The organism is Paraburkholderia sp. UYCP14C, assembly GCF_004197395.1.
Lineage (GTDB): Bacteria > Pseudomonadota > Gammaproteobacteria > Burkholderiales > Burkholderiaceae > Paraburkholderia.
Genome location: NZ_SELS01000091.1, coordinates 1 through 20,843 on the forward strand (window position 1 = coordinate 1; position 20,843 = coordinate 20,843).

Consider the following 20,843-nt stretch of genomic DNA (forward strand, 5'->3'; position numbering starts at 1 on the left):
TGGCTATGCATGACCTGCCTTCGTCTTGTTTATCCAGAAACCGGGACGATACCACCCACTGAAAATTCAATAGAGGCATAAAAGAAATGCGCGCTTGCCGCTTGGTGGCGCGCAAGCACGCCAGATGCTCGTGCTCGTGCCGTACTCCTGCGTGACTCCTGTTTGCGCGTGAAGACAGGTATTGTGCTCGCGTCTGCGTTTGGGCGGCGGCTTCGGTTTGGGATCGGACTGAGGTTTGGCGGAAGGCATGGACGAATGCGCGGCCCGTCGATGGACCCGCTACGCGGACCGCTTCACGAACACCAGACTGAAGTTGTTCGCCGGCATCACGACCACCCGCTCGCAGGTGAGCCCCGCCGCGTCGCCGAGCGCGACGACCGCTTCCATATCGCGCACGCCCCATTCGGGATCGCGGCTCTTCAACCACTGATCGAACGCTTCGTTGCTCGGCGCCGTATGCGCGCCGCCGCGCCGGTAAGGGCCATATAGATAGAGCACGCCGCCGTCGACGAGCCGCCGCCCCGCGCCCTCGAACAGCGCCTGCGCCGCGCTCCACGGCGAGATGTGGATCATGTTGATGCAGACGATCGCGTCGAGCGCGTCGACGCCCCAATCCGGCTGATGCACGTCGAGCGCGAGCGGCGCGCGCAAGTTCGCGAGCCCCGCGTGCGCGGTCCACGCGGCAATCGACGCGCGCGCTTCCTCGTCGGCATCGCTCGGCTGCCAGTCGAGACCGGGCAGCGCGCCGGCGAAGCAGATCGCGTGCTCACCGGTGCCGCTCGCGATTTCGAGCACGCGGCCGCGCGCCGGCAGCGCATCGCGCAGCACGGCGAGGATCGGTTCGCGATTGCGTTCGGCGGATGGTGAATGTTGCCGGGTGTCGGTCATGGTCGGCCTTGCGTTTTGCATTTGCGTTTTACGTTAGTACAGCGTGGCGCGCACGCGCTCGGGCAACTCGCGATCGTAGGCGGCGGCATCGAATTGCTCGCCGCCGTTCGTGGCGATGATGCGTTGCAGGATCTCGCCCGCGCTCGGCAGTTGCGAACGCTCGACGTGACGCGCCGGGTCCCACAGCTGCGAGCGCACGAGCGCCTTCGAGCAATGAAAGTACACGGCGTCGACGTCGATCAGCAGCACGGTGCGCGGCAGTTTACCGTCAACGCCGAAACTGTCCAGCAGCGCCGCATCGTTCGACACGCGGCCGCGGCCGTTCACGCGCAACGTCTCGCCGACACCCGGGATCACGAACAGCAGCGCGACGCGCGGATCGACGATGACGTTGCGCAGGCTGTCGAGCCGATTGTTGCCGGGGCGGTCCGGCAGCGCGAGCGTGCGTTCGTCGACGACGCGCACGAAGCCCGCTGTGTCGCCGCGCGGCGAGCAGTCGAGACCGTCGGGGCCGCTCGTCGCGAGCACCACGAACGGCGCGGCGGCGATGAACGCGCGGTAGTCGTCGTTGACATACGGGATCTCCTTGCGCAGCGCGCGCTCGCCTGGTTGTGCGTACAGCGCTTCGAGCTGTTCGATCGTCGTCAGCATGGAGGTTTCCTCAACCGTTGATGGTGATTCGCGCGACGTATTCATTCTCGATCGCCGGCCAGCAGACCGGCGAGCGCACTCAAGGTATCGCCGCACGGCGCGGCCACCTTCAGCGACAGCAGCGGATCGGCGCGCGTGCGGCCGAGGTTGATCGCCGCGATCGGCTTGCCCTGGCGCTGCGCCCACACGCAGAAGCGGTAGCCGGAATACACCATCAGCGACGAACCGGCCACCAGCACAGCGTCGGCCGCATCGAGCGCATGCGTGGCCGCAACGACTCGCGCCTTCGGCACGTTCTCGCCGAAGAACACCACCGACGGCTTCAGCATCCCGCCGCAGTTCGAGCATGCCGGCACGCGAAAGCCGCCGAGATCGTGCCACTCGAGATGCGCGTCGCCATCGGCGGCGGCTTCGGCGGTGACGTCGAGGAGCGCGGGGTTGTCGGCTTCGAGCGTGCGCTGGATCTGCGCGCGCGAATGCTGCGTGCCGCAGTCGAGACAACCGACGCCGTCGATGCCGCCATGCAGCTCGATCACGTCGCGGCTGCCCGCGCGCTGATGCAAACCGTCGACGTTCTGCGTGACCAGCGTCGGCACGTGGCCCGCCGCTTCGAGTCGCGCGAGCGCGACATGCGCGGCATTCGGCTGCGCGCGCGCGACGAGCGGCCAGCCGACCATGCTGCGCGCCCAGTAGCGCTGACGCATCGCGAGCGTGCCGAGAAACTCCTGCAGCGTGATCGGCGGCGAGCGCTTCCATGCGCCGTTGTCGTCGCGATAGCCGGGGATGCCGGAGTCGGTGCTGATGCCCGCGCCGGTCAGCACGAACAGGCGCGGGTGACGCTGCACGAAGCGATGCAGATCGTCTAGCGTGTGCGGGTCGGCGTGGGATTCGGTCGGCGTGAGCTGAAGGTCGGTCATGACGGGGACGGTGGAGGATCGTGCGCGAATTCGTGTGCCAATCAGCGGCGCGGGCCCGGTTTGCCGCGCGAGGGTGTCGAGCGACTCGGGTCGGCTGGCGGCTTCGACTTCGCGCCCTGCGTGTTCGCTCGCCGCGACGGCCGCGCATTCTGCGCCTGCCGCGCAGCCCGCGCGAGTTCGTAGCGCTCGAGCGCTTCGTCGTAGAGATCGAACACGCACTGCGTGCAGCCGCTATGACAGCAGTCGTCGAGATCGGGCCGCACGGGCGGCTGCGGGGGCGGGTCGTCGCTCGGTGTGGCTCGGGGCACGGCGCGGGGCATTTGCGTTGCAAGACGGCGGAGCGCCCAGTATAAGTTGAACCCGCGCGCCCTGCTCCCGCCACTCGCCGCGCGGATGCGGCGCGCCGCTCAACCGCGCCCGACGAACGGCATCTTGCTCGCCATGATCGTCATGAACTGCACGTTCGCCGACAGCGGCAGGCTCGCCATATGCAGCACCGCGTCGGCGACGTGCTGCACGTCCATCAGCGGCTCGACCGCGATCTCGCCGTTCGCTTGCGGCACGCCGCGTGCCATGCGCGCGGCCATCTCGGTCCCCGCGTTGCCGATGTCGATCTGCCCGCACACGATGTCGTATTTGCGGCCGTCGAGCGACACCGCTTTCGTGAGCCCGGTAATCGCATGCTTGGTCGCCGTGTACGCGGCGCTGTTCGGGCGCGGCGCATGCGCGGAGATCGAGCCGTTGTTGATGATGCGCCCGCCACGAGGGTTCTGCGTCTTCATCAGGCCGAACGCCGCGCGCGTGCACAGGAATACGCCGTTCAAATTGGTGTCGACGATCGAGCGCCACTCGTCGATGCTCACTTCGTCGAGATCGACCGGCGAGCCGTTGCGTCCCGCGTTGTTGAACAGCACGTCGAGCCGGCCGAAGCGCGCGCGGATCGTGTCGAACAGCGCGGCGACGCTGGCGGCGTCGGTGACGTCGCACGATACCGCGAGCATGTCGCCCCCCAGCGCCTGCGCTTCCTGCGCGACCGCCTCGAGCGCGGCCTGGCGGCGTCCCGCGAGCACCACGCTATAGCCGTGCTGCGCGAGCGTCAGCGCGCACGCGCGGCCGATGCCGCTGCCCGCGCCCGTCACCAGCGCCACTTTTCCGTTTTGTGTTTCCGACATCACGCATCTCCTGTTGGATTGGGCTGCGACGCGCACCATACAACAGCGAATCGGCGATCGCAAACCGGGGACGTCTTTCAGCGCGCTTTCACAGGCAACGCGGCGCGTCGACGAGCACAACAATGGTATTGTTCGCGGTTGCGCATCGCGCACGATTCACGGCCTTCCCGGGATGGACGAAGGCGTACTGGAAGCACGTTTGATGAATGAATTCCCCAACCTACCGCGCCGCTGGCCCCGTAGCCGCAACTCCGCGCTGCTGAACGGCACGATCGGCTGGCACGTGATCGTGCTGATCGGCGTGGCCGTCGCGCCGGCCGCGTGGCCATGGTGGCTCGCCGCGATCGTCGCGAACCACGCGCTGTTCACGATCACAGGACTGTTGCCGCGCACGACGCTGCTCGGCCCCAACTGGACCCGCCTGCCCGCGAGCCCGCGCAACGCGGATGCGATCGCGCTGACCATCGACGACGGCCCCGATCCCGTCGTCACGCCGCAAGTGCTCGATCTGCTCGATGCGTTCGACGTGCGCGCGACGTTCTTCTGCATCGGTTCGAGGGTCGAGCGTTATCCGCGACTCGCGCGCGAGATCGTCGCGCGTGGACATGCGCTCGAAAATCATTCGCAGGCACACGTGCATACGTTTTCGGTCACGTTTCCGCACGCGTTGACGCGCGAGATCGCTGCCGCGCAACGCACGCTCGAAACCGTCAGCGGCGCGCGGCCGATGTTCTTCCGCGCACCCGCCGGCCTGCGCAACCTTTTCCTGGAGCCGGTGCTGCGCAAGCTCGATTTGCGTCTCGCGGCATGGACGCGGCGCGGCTACGATACGCGCGAGCGTGACCCTCACGTGGTCGCCCGGCGGCTGCTCGATGGCCTCGCCGCGCGCGACATCCTGTTGCTGCACGACGGCAACGCCGCGCTGACGATCGAAGGGCAGCCGCTGATTCTCGCGGTGCTGCCGAGCGTGATCGAAACGGCGCGCGAGCGGCATCTGCGTTTCGTGACGCTGCGCGAAGCGCGCGTCGACGATTGTCGATGCGCGTGAAGTGACACCAGGCGCGCACAGCGCTACATGCTGAAATCCGCCGCCATATCCTCATCGGTACGCGCTTCGAGCTTGCCGCTGCGGCACGCTTTCATGAACACGTCATAGTCGCGCTCGACCTGATCCGCATAGGCGCTCGCGTAGCCGGCCAGCGCTTCGGCGAACTGATCGCCGCGGCCGATGTACGAGCTGATCTCGATCGCCTGGCCGCTCGCCTTCGCATGCGCGCGCGCCATGATCCAGCCGCATAGCCGCGCATAGCCGTCGAGCAGTTCGCTATCGAACAGCTCGATATTCGCGGACAGCTTCATGTCGCGCAGCTGGCGGAAATAGAAATGCCGCCCGAGCGGCCCCGTCCCCCAGCCGAGGAAGACGTCGCTCGCGGCCTGCAGCATCCGCTGTCCTTGCACGACGCGCTCGCCCTGATGCTTGAGCGCCGGCGACTTGTAGAACTGCGCGATCACCGATGGCCGCGCCTCCTTCAGCTGCAGGAACAACGGCTTGCCCATGTGATCGACGAGCAGCACGACCAGACAACGCGTGCCGACGCTGCCGACGCCGACCACCTTGAACACGATGTCCTGCCTCGTGAAGTGATCGAGCAGTTCGCGCCGGTCATGCGCCAGCGACTTGCGGTATTCGTTCCACACCTGCTCGACCATTTTGTCGACGTTGCCGGTGCGGTAGGTTTCAGTTTCCTCGGCCGTAAACAGCGTGTTCGCACCAAGTATGTGAAACAACGCGGGCGGCGCGTCGTGGATCTTCCAACGATTGCCATCGAACGAGGCCATTTTTTCGAGCAGGTTTTCATGCGTGCGGCTCGCGGCCTTTTCCATGCCGCGCCGCACCGCGCGGCGGCCCTCGGGCGTCAGCGCGATCTCGGCCATGCGGTCGAACGTGATGCGGTCGTACCACAATTCGAGCGCACCGAACTGCGCGTATTGCGCGATGCGATCGCGATACGAGCGGACCGCGGTCATCACGAGGCTCTCGGCGGTGCCACGGCTCAGCCGCATATGGCGCGCGGCCACGACGAGGCTCGCGCACAGGCGCTTCAGGTCCCATTCGAATGGGCCGATCGCGACTTCGTCGAAGTCGTTCAGGTCGAAGATCAGTTGCCGCTCGGGCGTCGCGAAGCCGCCGAAATTCATCAGATGACCGTCGCCGCAGATCGGCATGCTGAGCCCTGTGTCGTGCACCTTGCTCAGATCGTGCGCCTGCAGGATCGCGCTGCCGCGAAAGAACGTGAAAGGGGACACGGCCATGCGCCCGTAGCGCAGCGGCGCCAGCCTCTCGACGCGCTCCGCACTGCTTTGTTTCAGCAGTTCGATCGGATCGCGGTGCAACTCGCCGACCGCCCGATGGCTCGAGCGTTTCGAATGGTCGCGCGCGGCGCGGCCGCGCGCTTCCCGTTCGGCAATGGTGCTGGCTTTCATGGTTTCTCTCCGTTTGGCGAGTCTTGAACCGGCGATGACAGAGACTGCTTCGCGCGCATGGCGTCGTTGAACCGAGGGCTGCAGTCGCGATCATAACGGGTCGGAACAGCAGATCGGTAAAAATGTACTGGTGCTTTCTCTGCCTCACGTTCGCCCGAATCGCGGCCAAAAGCGGACAAACTTACCGACGGGTTTCTGCGAAAACTAACCGGTTGGTGAAAATTTCAACTTTCGTCGCACCATGCACTTCAGCAAATGCGAAGCGCGCCGTATACCCATCCATAAGGATTTTCACGACGCACGAAAAGCCCTTGAAAAAGGGCCTGTTTCGCACTGTGCATGAACGTGCGTCGCGCAAGGAAAAACGGAGAAAGCATGTTTGTCGCAATCGGCTGGGTCGTCGTAATCGTTTCTGTGATCGGAAGTTTCGTTGGCGTCGGCGGACATCTGCCGGCGCTCGTACAGCCGTTCGAACTGCTATGTATTTTCGGTGCGGCGATCGGCGCGTTTGTCGTTAGCAATCCGACCTCGACGCTGAAGAAGACCATCAAGGCGCTGCCATCGTGCTTCAAGGGCGGCGGCTATACGAAAGAAAAATATCTGGAGCTGATCGCCCTTCTTTACGAACTGCTGCAAAAGGCGCGCAAGGAAGGGATGATGGCACTAGAAAACGACGTCTCCAACCCCGAGGACAGCGTGATTTTCCAGAAGTACTCGCACGTGCTCGAGGATCACCACCTGCTCGATTTCATCGTCGACTATTTGCGCATGATGTCGGGCGGCAACGTCAACGTGCACGAGATGCAGGACCTGATGGACGAAGAGTTGGCCACTCATCATGCGGAAGCGTCGGTGGCGGCCAACGCGATCCAGAAGATGGCCGACGGCCTGCCCGCGTTCGGCATCGTCGCCGCGGTGATGGGCGTCGTGCACACGATGGGCTCGGTCGGCGCGCCGCCCGCCGTGCTCGGCGAGATGATCGCGGGCGCGCTGGTCGGCACCTTCCTCGGCATTCTGCTCGCGTATGGCTTCATCGGGCCCGTCGCCGATCTGCTGAACGCGAAGGGCCGCGCCGAAGCCAAACCGTATCAGTGCGTGAAGGCGGTGCTGCTCGCGTCGCTGTCCGGCTACGCGCCGCCGGTCGCGGTGGAATTCGGCCGCAAGGTACTGTTCACCGCCGACCGCCCGAGCTTCCAGGAACTCGACGACGCCGTGCGCGCGACCAGAATGCCGAAGTCGGCCTGAAGCGGAGCGGCAACATGAGCGAAAGAAGATCGCGCGCGGCGCGGGAGGCGGCGCCCCCGCCGGTGATCGTGCGTCGTTCGAGGAAGGGCGACGAGCACGGCGCGCATCATGGCGGCGCCTGGAAGATCGCCTACGCCGACTTCGTCACCGCGATGATGGCGTTTTTCCTGCTGATGTGGCTGCTCGGCTCCACGTCGAAGTACGACAAGCAAGGCATCGAGGACTACTTCAACACGCCGCTGTCGAGCCTGCTCGGCGGCAACGAAGGCACCGCCGCGGCGCGGCCGAGCGTCGTGCAGGGCGGCGGGCGCGACGTCTCCGATACGCGGCCCGGCGTCGGCACGAAGAGCCAGACCGAGCCGACGCCGCCGCGTGCCGCGACGCCCGCCGTCACGCCGGCGGATGCCGAGCGCTTGCAGCAGCTGAAGGCGAAGCTCAGCGCGCTGATCGAGCAGAGCCCCGTGCTGAAGACGTTCAAGGACCAGATCCGCATCTCGATCACGAACGAGGGCCTGCGCATCGAGATCGTCGATTCGCAGAACCGGCCGATGTTCGCGTCCGGCAGTTCGAAGCTGCAGCCGTACGCGGTGACGATCCTCACGCAGATCGGCGCCGCGCTGAACGACGTGGACAACCGCGTTTCGATCGCGGGCCACACCGACGCGGTGCCCTACACGGCCGGCCCCGAAGGCTATTCGAACTGGGAACTGTCGTCCGAACGCGCGAATGCGGCGCGCCGCGCGCTGGTTGCCGGTGGCATGCACGGCGAAAAGCTGCTGCAGGTGCGCGGCCTCGCCGACGTGCTGCCGCTGAACAGCCACGTCGCCGATGAGCCCACCAACCGGCGCATCAGCATCCTCGTGCTGAACAAGGCCGCGGAGCAGGCATTCTTCCACGATGGCGGCCGCACCACGCTCGATGAATCGCCGCCGGTGAGCGCGGCGCTTCCGGCCGTGGCGGCGCGGCTGCAACCGGATTTGCAACCCGCTTCGCAGCCTGCTACCCAACCCGCCACCGGCACCCGTAGTACACCGTAGTATTTTCGCCACCACGTTCGCCTGAGCGCGAAAGGCCGTGCGGCCGCGCGTAGAATCGAACGCATGCGCCCTACCCTCGTTCCGCAGCGCGAGCCCGAGCTGCCGCTGCATACGCCCAGTGTGTCGTCGCTGACGTTGGCGGCAGTGACTGCGCTGATCGCGTGGATCGCGCTCCTCGCGCAAGCCGACCTGACGATCGATCGCACGCTCGCGCGCGGGCTCAGTGTGTTCGACGCGCTCGCGCGCATGAGCAGCTATCTGACCAATCTGACGGTGCTCGCGAGCGCGTTGTGCTTCACCTGCATCGCGCTGTGGAAGCACCGCTCGCCGCTCGTGCGCTTTTGCCGGCAGCCGACCGTCGTGACCGCGGTGGTCGCGTACATGGTATTCGTCGGCATCGCGTACAACGTGCTGTTGCGCGGAATGTGGCCGCTGTCACCCTACCGGCGCCTGCTCAACGAGTCTCTGCACAGCGTGCTGCCGATGCTCGCCGCGCTCTACTGGGTGCTGTTCGTGCCGCGCTTTCATCTGCGCTTGCGCCACGCTCTGCTGTGGCTCGTCTATCCGCTCGCCTATCTCGGCATCACGTTCTGGCGCGGCAGCCTGTCGGATTTTTATCCGTATCCGTTCATCGACGTCGAAACGCTCGGGCTGCGCCAGGTGCTCGTCAATTCCGCGCTGCTGTTCGGCGGCTTTCTGATGCTGCTGGCCGTGTTCGTCGGCATCAATTTCAGGCGCCGACGATGATCTCGCAGCAAGTTCCGGTCAAGCGGATGCAATTGCGCCCTGTTGCCGGGCGCACTTCTTGCGGCCCTTTCGTCACTGACGCAGGTCGACGCCACCATGGCTCGGCTTGCGCGGCGCCCTTGTGCGGGCGCGTTGCAAATCCGGCGCGCCCGCACGTAAATATGACAACAGGAGCGATGCATATGGATACGAATTCAGCGGCAGGCGCGGTGAAGGAAGTCGCGGGCAAGGTGCAAAGCGCGGTCGGCGAAGCAATGGGCGACACCAGCGCGCAAGTGGCGGGCAAGGCGCGCGAATTGAGCGGCAAGGCGCAGCAGTTGTGCGCGAATACGACGAGCCTCGTGCGCGACACGACGGCCGAAAACCCGTTCACGACGCTGGCCGTCGTCGCACTCGCCGGGTTCGTGATGGGCGCGCTGTGGTCGCGCGGCGGTCGCGACTACGATTGACGCAGGCACGGCGCCGTATCGACGGCGCCGATCAACGGTGCGAAGCAGTCGCACCAAAGCGGGCGATCGGCCCCAGGCAGATCGCCCGCTGCTTCACTAGCCACTCTTCTTCTTGCGGCCCGCACCCATTTCCAGTTCGATCCATGTCGGCGCATGGTCGCTCGCATGCGGTTCGCCGCGCACCCAGCGGTCGACGCCCGCATCGCGCAGGCGCGGCGCGAGATCGGCGCTCAGCAGCAGATGATCGATGCGCAGCCCCGAGTTGGTGTCCCAATGACGGCGGAAATAATCCCAGAACGTGTAGACGCGCTCGGCGCCGAAATGCGTGCGCAGCGCATCGGTCCAGCCTTGCGCGAGCAGACTGCGATAACGCTCGCGGCTTTCCGGCTGAAGCAGCGCGTCCTTTAGCCACGAGCGCGGGTTGTAGATGTCTTGGTCGGTCGGCACGACGTTGAAGTCGCCCGCGATCACGACCGGGTGGCCGCTCTTGTAAAGCCGTGCCGCATGCGCGATCAGATGATCGAACCACGCGAGCTTGTAGTCGAACTTGGGGCCGGGCTGCGGATTGCCGTTCGGCAAGTACAGACACCCGATCAGCACGCCGCCGACCGCGGCCTCGATGTAACGGCTATGCGTGTCCTCTTCGAAACCGGGTAGACCGCGCCGCGTTTCGACCGGCGTGTCGCCTTTGGCGAGAATCGCCACGCCGTTCCATGCGCTTTGGCCTTGCCACACGGCGCCATATCCGGCGTCGCGCAATGCGTCGACTGGAAACGCGCTATCGACCGCCTTCAGTTCCTGCAGGCAGACGACGTCCGGCGCCTCGCGCTCGAGCCATTGCAATAGCGCCGCCTGCCGAGAGCGGATGCCGTTGATGTTGAACGTCGCAATGCGCAGCTTCGCCATGATCATCCCTCCCTCGCCGGCAGATTCGTTCGAAGCAACGACCCCATTTTGGCCTGGTCCTGGCCCGTGCCAAATCTATCATCCGCCAAGCGAATACCATTCCATCCGCGTCAAACCTGTCGACATCCGCAGCGAAGCCACCTCCAAGTCTGATCAATGGCGTTGAAAGTCGGATGGTAATTTCACGGTAAGAGTATGTGTATGCCATTATAATGTCGCGCACCCACCGGCCACCGGCCGATTCGGGCAAGGCGGATTGCTCGCCTGCTTTTTTGTTGACTGACTCGAAACCGTTTCAATGGAAGCTGCAATGATCGCTGCCCCTTCATGTCCGCAATGCGCGATGGAAAACACGTACCCTGACGGCACGCTGTACGTGTGCGCGGACTGCGGCAACGAATGGTCGACCGCCTCCGGCGCCGACTCGAGCGATGAACCGGCGGGCAACGTCGTCAAGGATGCGAACGGCAACGTGTTGTCGGACGGCGATGCGGTCGTGCTGATCAAGGATTTGCGCGTCAAAGGCTCGTCGATCACGCTGAAGATGGGCACCAAGGTGAAGAGCATCCGGATCGTCGGTGGCGACCACGAAATCGACTGCAAGACGGACGCGGGCAGCTTCATGCTGAAGGCCTGCTTTCTGAAGAAGGTCTGACGGGCATACCGGGAATGGCTGAGGATCGAACCTCGTACGACGCGTTCGTCAAATTCATGTCCACGCCGATCAGTGCTGGGCAACCGTTCGTGCTGGAGACGCAGCACGCGGTGTCGCTGCACTTCGATCACTTCGCCACGCAGAGCTTCATGTCGCTCAGAAATCCGGAAAGGCTCGCGCTCGGCTATACCCGCGCGATGATGGGTTTTCTGCTGCTGCAGCCGGCTCCCACGCACATCTGCATGATCGGACTAGGCGGGGGATCGCTGGCGAAGTATTGCTATCGGCATCTGACCGAGGTCGCGATCGACGCAGTTGAGATCAACCCCGAGGTGATCGCGCTGCGTGACGTGTTCAGGATTCCGGCGGACGACGCACGGTTCAAGGTGGTTTGCGCGGATGGCGCGGACTACTTGATGAAGGATGACATCCGCACGGATGTGATCCTGGTTGATGCGTTTGGCGCGGACGGGATGGCGGACCGATGCGCGGACATCGCATTCTTCACCGCCTGTCGCGAGCGTTTAACCGGGACGGGAGTCCTCGTCATCAACTTGACGGACGACGATCCGGCCATACCGCAGCACCTCGATCGGCTGAAATCCGTATTTGGCGCTTCCTATACGATCGTTCGGTGCGGCGACGACAGCAACTTCGTCGCGTTCGCCTGGAAAAGCGGGCAGCGTTTGCCGCCCGGAGAAGTCCTGTTCGAGCGCGCCCTCTCGTTTGCCTTTGCAGGCGAGCTCAAGCTGTCCGCTACTGCTCGCCACCTGATAGAGGGCGAGCGCCTCGATCCGCAGCGGCTGGTCTGGCATGCGCAAGGGCAAGGGAAAGCACAAGGGCATTGGGAAATCGGCGCTTGACCGGCACGCGGCGTCAACCCGGGCGTTACTTGCCCCGCTTGGCGAGTGGGCTCTTGGTCTTGTAGGTCACGCCGTGACGCTCGAGATACTCGCGGATCAGTTGGCGGACCACTTGTGACGGCGTCAGATCTTGCGCCGAGCAGAGCATTTCAAATGCTTCCTTCTTGGCAGGGTCGATCAGGACGGTCAGGCGTGCGGTTTTCGTTTCCATTGCGAGGACGGCTCGGCGAATATGCTAACCAAATTATAATGCATTTGCTTTCGACGGCGCGGCGAGAAGGCGTCGGCGCGCCGATCGCGGTGCGGCCCCGGCGCAACCGGCAGCGGCGCGGACGAACACGTTGGCGTAGCGTGATGCCGTCGCGGGCCCGGATTCACCCCACCTCGCGTAAGGTCAGTGCCTGCGCTCGATCCGATAAAGCCAGGTCAACACATCATCGACTACGGGCACGATCGCGAGCGTAACGAGCAAGCCCGCGAGCGGCACGGTCGACACATAGCCCACGTGCTTGAAACCGATTGCGCCGATCAGGCCGCCTACGAAGAACGAAGCGAGCATCGTGCCGTGGATCTTCAGCTTCGCGCGGTTTGCGATAACCGCGTGCGCGTCGTCAACGAACGCCGAACGATTCCAGTAAAACAGCTTACCCAACTCGATACCAAGGTCCGTCACGATGCCGGTCATGTGTGTCGTACGGATCTCCGCGCCCGACAGCTTGGTGATCATCGCATTCTGCAGCCCCATGATGAAGCACAACAGGATCACGGTCACGGGGACGAAGAACGCTTCGCGTAGCGCGAGGTGACTGCCAAGCAGACCGAACAGTAGCAGCAGCGCGGCCTCGACCACCAACGGCAGCACGTACTGGCTTTGCAGGCTCTGGCGGCGCCCCCAGTTGACGAGCACAGCCGAGCAGCCCGCTCCGACCAGAAACGATGCCAGCGAACCGATGCCAGCCAGCACGAGCCGGATGTCCCCGAGCGCCGCCTGGTCCGCGATCGCCGAAACGATGCCGCTCATATGGGACGTGTATTGCCTGACCGCGAGGAAGCCGCCGGCATTGGTGGCGCCGGCGACGAAGGCCAGAGAAAACCCGAGCTGACGGTTCGCGCTCGTGCTGCGGCGTTTTCCCGTCAGGCTTCGAAAGTACTGCGCAGGCATAGGATCTCTACTCAATCGCTCGGAACAACAGCAAAGACGAGGCGGATAGACGCTTCGCGCACCGCATGCGGGCGAGCTGCGCGCAAGTCCGCCCGATTCGCTCGAACATGCGGTTCACATGATAACGTCATTATCATATCCTGTTATCCAGATTGGTTTCTGATGTCATAATGCGGTTCGAGTGAGACCGGCAAGCCGGCGCTCATTCCATGCTCCTCGTCCAATCCGAGCGTACTGGAGACATTCCGGATGGCACCTTTCCCGGTCGTCCATTTCGTCCTGCTGGTCGCGGCCGCCTGGCTCGCGATCGGCGCGCTGGGCTTCGGGGTTCTGCATCGCACGCGATTCGTTGCACACGGGCTGTATCCGCTCGGCGCGCTGGGAGGGCTGCTGCTGGGTGCTGCGGGACTCGCCGGCATCTTCACCGAGCCGAGCACCGCGGTGCTGCCGATCGGACTGCCCGGCTTGCCGTTCCATCTGCGCGTCGATGGACTATCCGGCTATTTCCTGTTCGTGCTTGGTGTCGTCAGCGCGGGCATCGGCGCCTTCTCCGCCGGCTATTTCCGCAAGGGCGAAGGGTCTGCGCCGGGACTCATCTGCTTCGAGTACCACGTTTGCATCGCGAGCATCGCGCTCGTGCTGATCGCCGACGATGCGTATGTGTTCATGGTCGCCTGGGAAACGCTGACGCTGTCCGCAACGTTCCTCGTGATGACCAACCATCGGATCGGCGAGATCCGCCGCGCGGGCTACCAGTACTTCCTGATCTCCCATGTCGGCGCGCTCGCGCTGCTGCTTTGCTTCGGCATCCTGCAGGCGCGCACCGGCGACTACACGTTCGCCAACCTGCGCGCGCAGTCGCCCGACGCGTTCTGGGCATCGCTCGCGTTCCTGTTCGCGCTGGTTGGATTCGGTGCCAAGGCGGGCGTGTTCCCGTTGCACGTGTGGCTGCCGGACGCCCATCCCGCGGCGCCGTCCCCCGTCTCGGCGCTGCTCAGTGGATTCGTGCTGAAGGTCGGCCTGTACGGCCTGATCCGAACCGTATTCGACCTGCTGCACGTGCAGATCGCCTGGTGGGGCGTGCTGCTGCTCGTGCTGGGGATCGGCACCGCGCTGCTCGGCGTGGTGTTCAGCACGATCCAGGTCGACATGAAGCGTCTGCTCGCGTATTCGTCGATCGACAACGTCGGCCTGATGATCGTCGCGCTCGGGCTCGCGGTGCTGTTTCGCGCGTATGGGATGACACAGCTGTCCGCGCTTGCGCTGACCGCGATGCTCTACCAGATCGTCGCGCATGCCACGTTCAAGAGCCTGCTGTTCCTCGGCACTGGGGCCGTACTGCACGCCACCGGCGAGCGCAATCTCGGCAAGCTCGGCGGCCTGATCCGTGTGATGCCGTGGACCGCGTGGGCCGTGCTCACGGGCGTCGCGGCCAGCGCTGGCTTGCCTCCGATGAGCGGTTTCGTGGCGGAGTGGCTGCTGCTGCAAGGCTTCCTGTTCACGCCGGGTTTGCCGAATTCCGTGCTGGCGATGACGGTGCCGATCGCGGCCGCGCTCGTCGCGATGACCGCAGCGCTCGCCGGTTACACGATGGTCAAGTTCTTCGGCATCGTCTTCCTCGGGCAGCCGAGAGAAGCGAAACTGAGTCGCGCACACGACGCGAATACATGGGAACGGCTGGCGTTCTGCTGGTTTGCTATGGCCGGTGTGCTGCTCGGACTGATGCCCGCGCAGTTCGTCAAGGTGCTGGACCGGGTCACGCGCGTGCTCGTCGGTGCCGGAATCGGCGCGGAAAATCATGGCTGGCTGGTCTTCGCGCCGGTGTCGACTGCACGGGCAAGTTACATGCCCGTCGTGTTCATGCTGTTTTTCGTCGCCTGCTGCGGCCTTGCGTGGCTGCTGGTGCGGCGCCTCTATCACGGTCGGCTGCGACGGGTCGCGCCGTGGAGTTGCGGCTTCCCGTTCACGACCGCGCGGATGCAGGATACGGCGGAAGGCTTCGGACAACCGATCCGGGAGATCTTCGCGCCGCTCTTGCGCATCGAGCGGCAACTGCCTTCGCCATTCGACGCGCAGCCGGTCTACCGGGTCTCGGTCGCCGACCGCACGTGGTCCATTCTCTACGAGCGTATCGCGGCATTCACGCAACGCGCGGCGGGGTGGGCGAGCAGGCTGCAGACGGGCAGGATCGCCGTGTACCTGACCTACAGCTTCGCGATCCTGATCCTGCTGCTGATGCTGGTGAGACGATGGTGACCCTATCCGGCGTGCTGTCGCAAACCCTCGAGATCGTCGTGGCGCTTGCCGCCGCGCCGCTGCTGACGGGCTGGGTCAATCAGTGCCGCGCGTGGCTCCAGAATCGGCGCGCGCCCAGCATCTGGCAGCCGTACCGGATGCTCCACAAGCTGTTCAACAAGGAGTCGGTCGTCGCTGATGGCGCAAGTCCGGTGTTCCGTGGCGCGCCCTATGTCGTGTGGGCAGCGATGACGCTCGCCTGCGCAATCGTGCCGACGCTGTCGACCGAATTGCCGCTGTCTCCCGCCGCGGATGCGATCGCGCTCGTCGGCCTGTTCGCGTTCGCGCGCGTCGCGCTGTCGCTCGCGGCGATGGATGTCGGCACGGCGTTCGGCACGCTCGGCGCCCGCCGCGAGATGCTGGTCGGTTTCCTCGCGGAGCCGGCCTTGCTGATGGTGCTGCTGTCGGCCTCGCTGATTACACAATCGACCCTGCTCACGAGCATCGTCGCGACGCTCGGGCACAGCGAACTGACGATCTATCCGAGCCTCGCGTTTGCCGGCATCGCGTTCACGCTGGTGTCGCTCGCCGAAAATGCGCGGCTGCCCGTCGACAACCCGACCACCCACCTCGAGCTGACGATGATCCACGAGGCGCTGATCCTCGAATATTCGGGGCGTCACCTCGCGCTGATGGAATGGGCGGCCAGCCTCAAACTGTTCGCCTACTCGTGCATCGGCATTGCACTGTTCATGCCGTGGGGGATCGCCGCGGCGGGCAATCCGCTCGCGCTGCTGCTCGCGGTGCCGGCGCTCTTCGTCAAGCTGATGGCAGGCGGCGCCGCGCTGGCCGTGGTCGAAACCGCCAACGCGAAGATGCGGATATTCCGGGTCCCGGAGTTCCTTGCGACCGCGTTCCTGCTCGCCGTGATCGGCATGCTCGTCCACCTGCTGCTGGGAGCATGAATGCACGCCTACGCAACGCAACTGATCAATTTTCTCGCGGCCGTGCTGCTGATGCTGTCGTTCGCGATGTTGAGCCAGCGCCGGATCCTGTCGCTGATCCATCTCTATACGTTGCAGGGTGTCGCACTCGTTCTGGCCAACCTGATCCTCGGTTTCGTGACGGGTGATGCGCATCTGTACGTGTCCGCCGGACTGACGCTCGTGCTAAAGGTCGGCTTGATTCCATGGATCCTGTATCGCCTCGTGCGCAGGCTCGACATTCAGGCCGACGTCGAGCCGCTGATCAACATTCCGACGACGCTGCTGATCGGCATCGTGCTCGTGATCATCGCGTTCAACGTCGCGTCGCCGATCAGCCAGCTGGCGACGTCGGCCGCGCGCGGCACGCTCGGGATCGCGCTTGCGTGCGTGCTGCTGTCGTTCATGGCGATGATCACGCGCGCGAAGGCGATTCCCCAGGTGATCGGCTTCCTGTCAATGGAGAACGGGCTGTTCTTCGCCGCCACAGCCGCCACCAACGGTATGCCGATGATCGTGGAACTCGGCATCGGGCTCGACGTGCTGGTCGGGATGCTGATTCTGGGCGTGTTCATGTTCCAGATCCGAGAGCAATTCGACAGCCTGGACATCCATCACCTCGAGACACTTAAAGATGAATAACGCTCACGTCGTGCTCGCCGTGCTCGGCATTCCGCTCGTGGCGGCAGCATGTCTCGCGGCCGTGCGACCCGCTCATGTCGCGCGCAACCTGAACGCCGGCTTCAGCTTCGTGACGTTCGCGGCGACGCTCGTGCTCGCCGCGCGCACCGTCGAACATGGAGCGTCGTTCGCGTTCGGACGCGCATTCTTCGTCGACCCCCTCAATGTATACCTCGTCGCGCTCACGGCATTCGTCGGCTGGACGACATCGCTGTTCTCGCGGCCGTACATGCAGGTCGAAGAGGCACGCGGCCGGATGACGGCGACCCGGATGCGCCTCTATCACTGCATGTACCAGTTGTTCATGTTCGCGATGCTGCTCGCGCTGCTGACCAATAACCTCGGCGTGCTGTGGGTCGCGATGGAGGGCGCCACGCTCGCCACCGTGCTGCTAGTCAGCGTCTATCGGACCGCCGCGAGCCTCGAGGCCGCCTGGAAGTACTTCATCCTGTGCGGTGTCGGCATCGCGCAGGCGTTGTTCGGCACGATCCTGCTGTACCTCGCCGCGAGCCGGCAACTGAGCGACGGCGATGCGTTGCTGTGGACGAGCCTCGCCGTCGTCAGGACGCACCTCGACCCGTCCATCGTGTCGATCGCCTTCGTGTTCCTGCTGGTCGGCTACGGCACCAAAGTCGGACTCGTGCCGATGCACAACTGGCTGCCGGACGCGCACGCCGAAGGCCCGACACCGATTTCAGCGGTACTGTCAGGGCTTCTGCTGAACGTCGCGCTGTACGCGGTACTGCGCTGCAAGGTGCTGGCGGACGGCGCGCTCGGTAATGGACTGCCGGGGCGATTGCTGGTCGGGTTCGGGCTCGTGTCGGTGCTGATCGCATCGTTCTCGCTGTTTCGGCAGAAGGACGTCAAGCGGCTGTTCTCGTATTCGTCGATCGAGCACATGGGACTGATGACGTTCGCGTTCGGCCTCGGCGGACCGGTCGCGACGTTCGCCGGTCTGCTGCACATGACCGTCCATTCCCTCGTCAAGTCGGCGATCTTCTTTGCGGTCGGCCACGCGACGCAGAAGGCAGGCACGCAGGCGATCGAAGGCATTCGCGGGCTGCTGCAGGTCAGCCCGATGGTCGGCTGGGGCCTGATGCTCGGCGCGCTCGCGATTCTCGGCCTGCCGCCGTTCGGCGTGTTTGCAAGCGAATTCCTGATCCTGACGACCGCGATGAACACGCTACCGTGGACAGCGCCGTTGTTGCTGCTCGGCCTCGCCGTTGCATTCGCAGCGATCTTCGCGCGCGTGCAGCGCATGGTGTTCGGTGAAACGACGACAGCCAGAGCTCTCGAGCATCGTCCCGCGCCGCTGCCGGTATTCGTGCATCTGGGTCTGGGACTGATGCTCGGGCTCTATGTGCCGCCTTACCTGGCGACGTGGTATCGCCAGGCCGCAACGATGCTGGCGGGGTGACGGATGCAACTCGAATCGATGCAAATTACCGTCACGCGCCTCACGCACCGTGCGGGCCAGATTCCGGCAGCTCTCGCGAGCGCCGATGAATCGGCGTGGCTCGAGCTTGCGCGCATGGCGCGATCAGAGCAGCGGCGCCTCGTTGCAATGTGGGGCAGCGAAACTGTCGAAGACGGTTTTTCGGTGAACGCCGCGTACGAGAGCGATGACGGCATAGTGTGGGTGCGCCTGCCGATCGGTCGTAAGCAGGATCCCGGTGGAGACTATCCCGATCTCGTCCCCGTGTTCCCATGCGCGACGCGCATGCAACGGGCGATCTTCGATCTGATCGGCCTGCGGGCGCGTGGCGCCCAGGACACACGGCCGTGGCTCAATCACGGCAACTGGCCCGATGATTATTTCCCGCTGCAAAGGCAGGCGAGCGGTGTCGAAGCCTTCGAGTCGAGCGAGGCGGACTACCCATTCGTGCAGGTTGCGGGCGACGGCGTGCACGAGATCGCTGTCGGGCCGATACATGCGGGCATCATCGAACCGGGGCACTTCCGGTTCTCGGTCGTCGGTGAGAAGGTGCTGCGTCTCGAAGAACGTCTCGGCTATGTGCACCGCGGCGTCGAGCGGCTGTTCGAACGTACTCCTGCATCGCTTGGTCATCGGGTTGCCGCCAGGATTACGGGCGACTCGACCGTCGCGTTCTCGTGGGCTTATTGCATGGCGCTCGAGCAAGCCAGCGGCACGCTACCGTCGAAGCGCGCACTGCATCTGCGCGCGCTTCTGCTGGAGCGCGAGCGCGTGGCCAACCACCTTGGCGACCTCGGCGCGCTGGGGAACGACGCCGGGTTCGGCTTCGGACTCGCGCAGTTCTCGCGGCTCAAGGAGGACTGGATACGGACGAGCGCCCGCATCTTCGGACATCGGTACCTGATGGATCGGATCGTGCCGGGCGGTGTATCGGTCGACGTGCGCCTCGACGACACGGCGGTGCTGGCCGAGCAATGCGAACGCATCGAACGCGAGGTCCACGTGATGCGCAAAGTGTACGAGGACCAATCCGGACTGCAGGATCGATTCCTCGGCACGGGCCGACTGACCCCCGCCGTAGTCGAGCACTTCGGCGTGCGTGGCATGGCCGCCCGCGCCAGCGGTCGAACCTTCGACGTTCGCGCGAACTTGCGACCCGCTCCGTATGACGACATAGCGGTCAATGCGGTCAGTGATGCGCGCGGCGACGTTGCCGCGCGCGTCGCCGTGCGCTTCGCCGAAATCGATGAATCCTTGCGCCTGATCCGCACGCTGCTGGCAAATCTTCCGGATGGCCCGACGCTCGTCGCCATGACGCCCGCAACGGCGCCCGCGCAAGGCGTAGGCTGGGTGGAAGGCTGGCGCGGGGACGTATTCGTCGCACTCGATCTCGCGCCGGGCGACGTCATCGCCCGATGCCACTGCCACGATCCGTCGTGGCAGAACTGGCCGGCGCTCGAACACGCGATCATCGGCAACATCGTTCCCGATTTCCCGCTGATCAACAAGTCGTTCAACCTGAACTACGCGGGGCACGATCTCTGATGTGGCAACTGATCCGGCAATTCGCGCGCACCGATTTTCCCGCTGAACCCGCGCCGGCGGCGGAAGACGCATGGCATCACGAGGAGCGGCGCATTCGCGAGGACATTCTCGATCTGCTCGGGCGAGCGCTGTGCATCCGCCAGATCGACGCGGGTTCATGCAACGGTTGCGAGCTGGAGATCCACGCGCTGAACAACCCGTACTACAACATCGAAGGGCTCGGAATCAAATTCGTCGCGAGTCCGCGGCATGCCGACCTGATGCTCGTGACCGGTCCGGTGACGCTGAATATGCGAGCGGCCCTGCTCGCCGCGTACGACGCGACACCCGCCCCAAAACTCGTCGTTGCCGCAGGCGAATGCGCGTGCACGGGCGGCATTTTTGCCGGCAGTTACGCGGTATGCGGCCCGGTTTCGTCGATCTTGCCGGTCGACGTGACGATCCCCGGATGTCCGCCCCCGCCGATCGATTTGCTGCGAGGCATCCTGGCAGCCTGCCGGACGCGTTGAGACGGAGGTCGATTTCCCACGACCCGCGTTGCAGTGTGCAACTTCCAACCACGTTCGCGCGGCTCCAGCCGGTCTCCATCGCGTTCATTGCGCATATTGACCTGCCGTTATTGCGCAGAACGGCTTTGCGCTTGCAGCAAGTTTTTAATACCGTTGTAGCTGCAACGGCAAAGGCATCGAAATTGCTGCGCAATGGTTTTGTGCCTCTATTGAATTTTCAGTGGGTGGTATCGTCCCGGTTTCTGGATAAACAAGACGAAGGCAGGTCATGCATAGCCA

The 20,843-nt window shown here is 64.6% G+C and carries 23 protein-coding genes; 14 read left to right on the plus strand and 9 right to left on the minus strand.

Going from position 1 to position 20,843, the window contains the following annotated elements; all coding sequences use genetic code 11:
* Window positions 1-279: 279 nt before the first annotated feature.
* From EVC45_RS40030 to EVC45_RS40050, 5 genes are all read right to left on the minus strand, one after another.
* Complete coding sequence (locus EVC45_RS40030; RefSeq protein ID WP_129963639.1) at window positions 280-888, minus strand: DUF938 domain-containing protein; 609 nt, start codon at window positions 886-888, stop codon at window positions 280-282.
* 33 nt (window positions 889-921) lie between these two features.
* The gene (locus EVC45_RS40035) at window positions 922-1,539 is read right to left on the minus strand and encodes a pyridoxamine 5'-phosphate oxidase family protein (RefSeq protein ID WP_129963640.1); all 618 of its coding nucleotides are present in this window, start codon (window positions 1,537-1,539) and stop codon (window positions 922-924) included.
* 41 nt (window positions 1,540-1,580) lie between these two features.
* Window positions 1,581-2,456 (minus strand): NAD-dependent protein deacetylase, encoded by an 876-nt coding sequence (locus tag EVC45_RS40040; RefSeq protein ID WP_129963641.1) that lies wholly within the window; start codon window positions 2,454-2,456, stop codon window positions 1,581-1,583.
* Window positions 2,457-2,497: 41 nt separating this feature from the next.
* Window positions 2,498-2,764 carry an oxidoreductase-like domain-containing protein gene (locus EVC45_RS40045; protein ID WP_248295447.1) on the minus strand — a complete coding sequence of 89 codons (267 nt, stop codon included), beginning with the start codon at window positions 2,762-2,764 and terminating at the stop codon, window positions 2,498-2,500.
* 99 nt (window positions 2,765-2,863) lie between these two features.
* Window positions 2,864-3,628, minus strand: a complete 765-nt coding sequence (locus tag EVC45_RS40050) for an SDR family oxidoreductase (RefSeq protein WP_129963643.1) — start codon at window positions 3,626-3,628, stop codon at window positions 2,864-2,866.
* Between the two features lie 202 nt (window positions 3,629-3,830).
* Here EVC45_RS40050 and EVC45_RS40055 point away from each other — a divergent pair, with 202 nt between their 5' ends.
* Complete coding sequence (locus EVC45_RS40055; RefSeq protein WP_129963644.1) at window positions 3,831-4,676, plus strand: polysaccharide deacetylase family protein; 846 nt, start codon at window positions 3,831-3,833, stop codon at window positions 4,674-4,676.
* Window positions 4,677-4,699: 23 nt separating this feature from the next.
* On the opposite strand, the gene EVC45_RS40060 is transcribed toward EVC45_RS40055, so the two are convergent.
* Complete coding sequence (locus EVC45_RS40060; RefSeq protein WP_129963645.1) at window positions 4,700-6,112, minus strand: DUF2252 domain-containing protein; 1,413 nt, start codon at window positions 6,110-6,112, stop codon at window positions 4,700-4,702.
* Between the two features lie 375 nt (window positions 6,113-6,487).
* Here EVC45_RS40060 and motA point away from each other — a divergent pair, with 375 nt between their 5' ends.
* The 4 genes from motA (at window position 6,488) to EVC45_RS40080 (ending at window position 9,590) form a co-directional block, all read left to right on the plus strand.
* Window positions 6,488-7,357, plus strand: a complete 870-nt coding sequence (gene motA / locus EVC45_RS40065; RefSeq protein WP_129963646.1) for a flagellar motor stator protein MotA — start codon at window positions 6,488-6,490, stop codon at window positions 7,355-7,357.
* A 14-nt stretch (window positions 7,358-7,371) separates the two neighbouring features.
* Window positions 7,372-8,394: a flagellar motor protein MotB gene (gene motB / locus EVC45_RS40070; protein WP_129963647.1), complete on the plus strand. Its 1,023-nt coding sequence runs from the start codon at window positions 7,372-7,374 to the stop codon at window positions 8,392-8,394.
* Between the two features lie 63 nt (window positions 8,395-8,457).
* Window positions 8,458-9,141 (plus strand): Pr6Pr family membrane protein, encoded by a 684-nt coding sequence (locus tag EVC45_RS40075; RefSeq protein WP_129963648.1) that lies wholly within the window; start codon window positions 8,458-8,460, stop codon window positions 9,139-9,141.
* A 182-nt stretch (window positions 9,142-9,323) separates the two neighbouring features.
* Entirely contained in the window at window positions 9,324-9,590 is a 267-nt protein-coding gene (locus EVC45_RS40080) for a CsbD family protein (protein WP_129963649.1), read from the plus strand.
* 96 nt (window positions 9,591-9,686) lie between these two features.
* On the opposite strand, the gene xth is transcribed toward EVC45_RS40080, so the two are convergent.
* Window positions 9,687-10,496, minus strand: coding sequence for an exodeoxyribonuclease III (xth, locus tag EVC45_RS40085; RefSeq protein ID WP_129963650.1), 810 nt, complete (start codon window positions 10,494-10,496; stop codon window positions 9,687-9,689).
* A gap of 310 nt (window positions 10,497-10,806) precedes the next feature.
* On the opposite strand from xth, the gene EVC45_RS40090 reads away from it, so the two are divergent.
* Window positions 10,807-11,151 (plus strand): zinc ribbon domain-containing protein YjdM, encoded by a 345-nt coding sequence (locus tag EVC45_RS40090; protein WP_129963651.1) that lies wholly within the window; start codon window positions 10,807-10,809, stop codon window positions 11,149-11,151.
* A 14-nt stretch (window positions 11,152-11,165) separates the two neighbouring features.
* Window positions 11,166-12,014: a spermidine synthase gene (locus EVC45_RS40095; protein ID WP_129963652.1), complete on the plus strand. Its 849-nt coding sequence runs from the start codon at window positions 11,166-11,168 to the stop codon at window positions 12,012-12,014.
* A gap of 25 nt (window positions 12,015-12,039) precedes the next feature.
* Here EVC45_RS40095 and EVC45_RS40100 read toward each other — a convergent pair whose 3' ends face one another.
* Both EVC45_RS40100 and EVC45_RS40105 read right to left on the minus strand, forming a co-directional pair.
* Window positions 12,040-12,225 (minus strand): CopG family transcriptional regulator, encoded by a 186-nt coding sequence (locus EVC45_RS40100; RefSeq protein WP_090809355.1) that lies wholly within the window; start codon window positions 12,223-12,225, stop codon window positions 12,040-12,042.
* A 183-nt stretch (window positions 12,226-12,408) separates the two neighbouring features.
* Window positions 12,409-13,176 carry a YoaK family protein gene (locus EVC45_RS40105; protein WP_129963653.1) on the minus strand — a complete coding sequence of 256 codons (768 nt, stop codon included), beginning with the start codon at window positions 13,174-13,176 and terminating at the stop codon, window positions 12,409-12,411.
* Window positions 13,177-13,425: 249 nt separating this feature from the next.
* On the opposite strand from EVC45_RS40105, the gene hyfB reads away from it, so the two are divergent.
* From hyfB to EVC45_RS46325, 7 genes are all read left to right on the plus strand, one after another.
* Window positions 13,426-15,432 carry a hydrogenase 4 subunit B gene (gene hyfB, locus EVC45_RS40110; RefSeq protein WP_129963654.1) on the plus strand — a complete coding sequence of 669 codons (2,007 nt, stop codon included), beginning with the start codon at window positions 13,426-13,428 and terminating at the stop codon, window positions 15,430-15,432.
* The gene (locus EVC45_RS40115; RefSeq protein WP_129963655.1) at window positions 15,426-16,376 is read left to right on the plus strand and encodes a respiratory chain complex I subunit 1 family protein; all 951 of its coding nucleotides are present in this window, start codon (window positions 15,426-15,428) and stop codon (window positions 16,374-16,376) included. Before hyfB ends, EVC45_RS40115 begins: the two co-directional genes overlap by 7 nt.
* Entirely contained in the window at window positions 16,377-17,036 is a 660-nt protein-coding gene (locus EVC45_RS40120) for a formate hydrogenlyase (protein ID WP_129963656.1), read from the plus strand.
* The gene (locus EVC45_RS40125; protein WP_129963657.1) at window positions 17,029-18,492 is read left to right on the plus strand and encodes a hydrogenase 4 subunit F; all 1,464 of its coding nucleotides are present in this window, start codon (window positions 17,029-17,031) and stop codon (window positions 18,490-18,492) included. Before EVC45_RS40120 ends, EVC45_RS40125 begins: the two co-directional genes overlap by 8 nt.
* Window positions 18,493-18,495: 3 nt before the next feature.
* Window positions 18,496-20,055: an NADH-quinone oxidoreductase subunit C gene (locus EVC45_RS40130; protein WP_129963658.1), complete on the plus strand. Its 1,560-nt coding sequence runs from the start codon at window positions 18,496-18,498 to the stop codon at window positions 20,053-20,055.
* Window positions 20,055-20,564 (plus strand): NADH-quinone oxidoreductase subunit B family protein, encoded by a 510-nt coding sequence (locus tag EVC45_RS40135; RefSeq protein WP_129963659.1) that lies wholly within the window; start codon window positions 20,055-20,057, stop codon window positions 20,562-20,564. The genes EVC45_RS40130 and EVC45_RS40135 overlap by 1 nt, the downstream gene beginning before the upstream one ends.
* A gap of 35 nt (window positions 20,565-20,599) precedes the next feature.
* Window positions 20,600-20,843 (plus strand): hypothetical protein (locus EVC45_RS46325; RefSeq protein WP_211193555.1); only part of this gene is annotated, 244 nt, incomplete at its 3' end.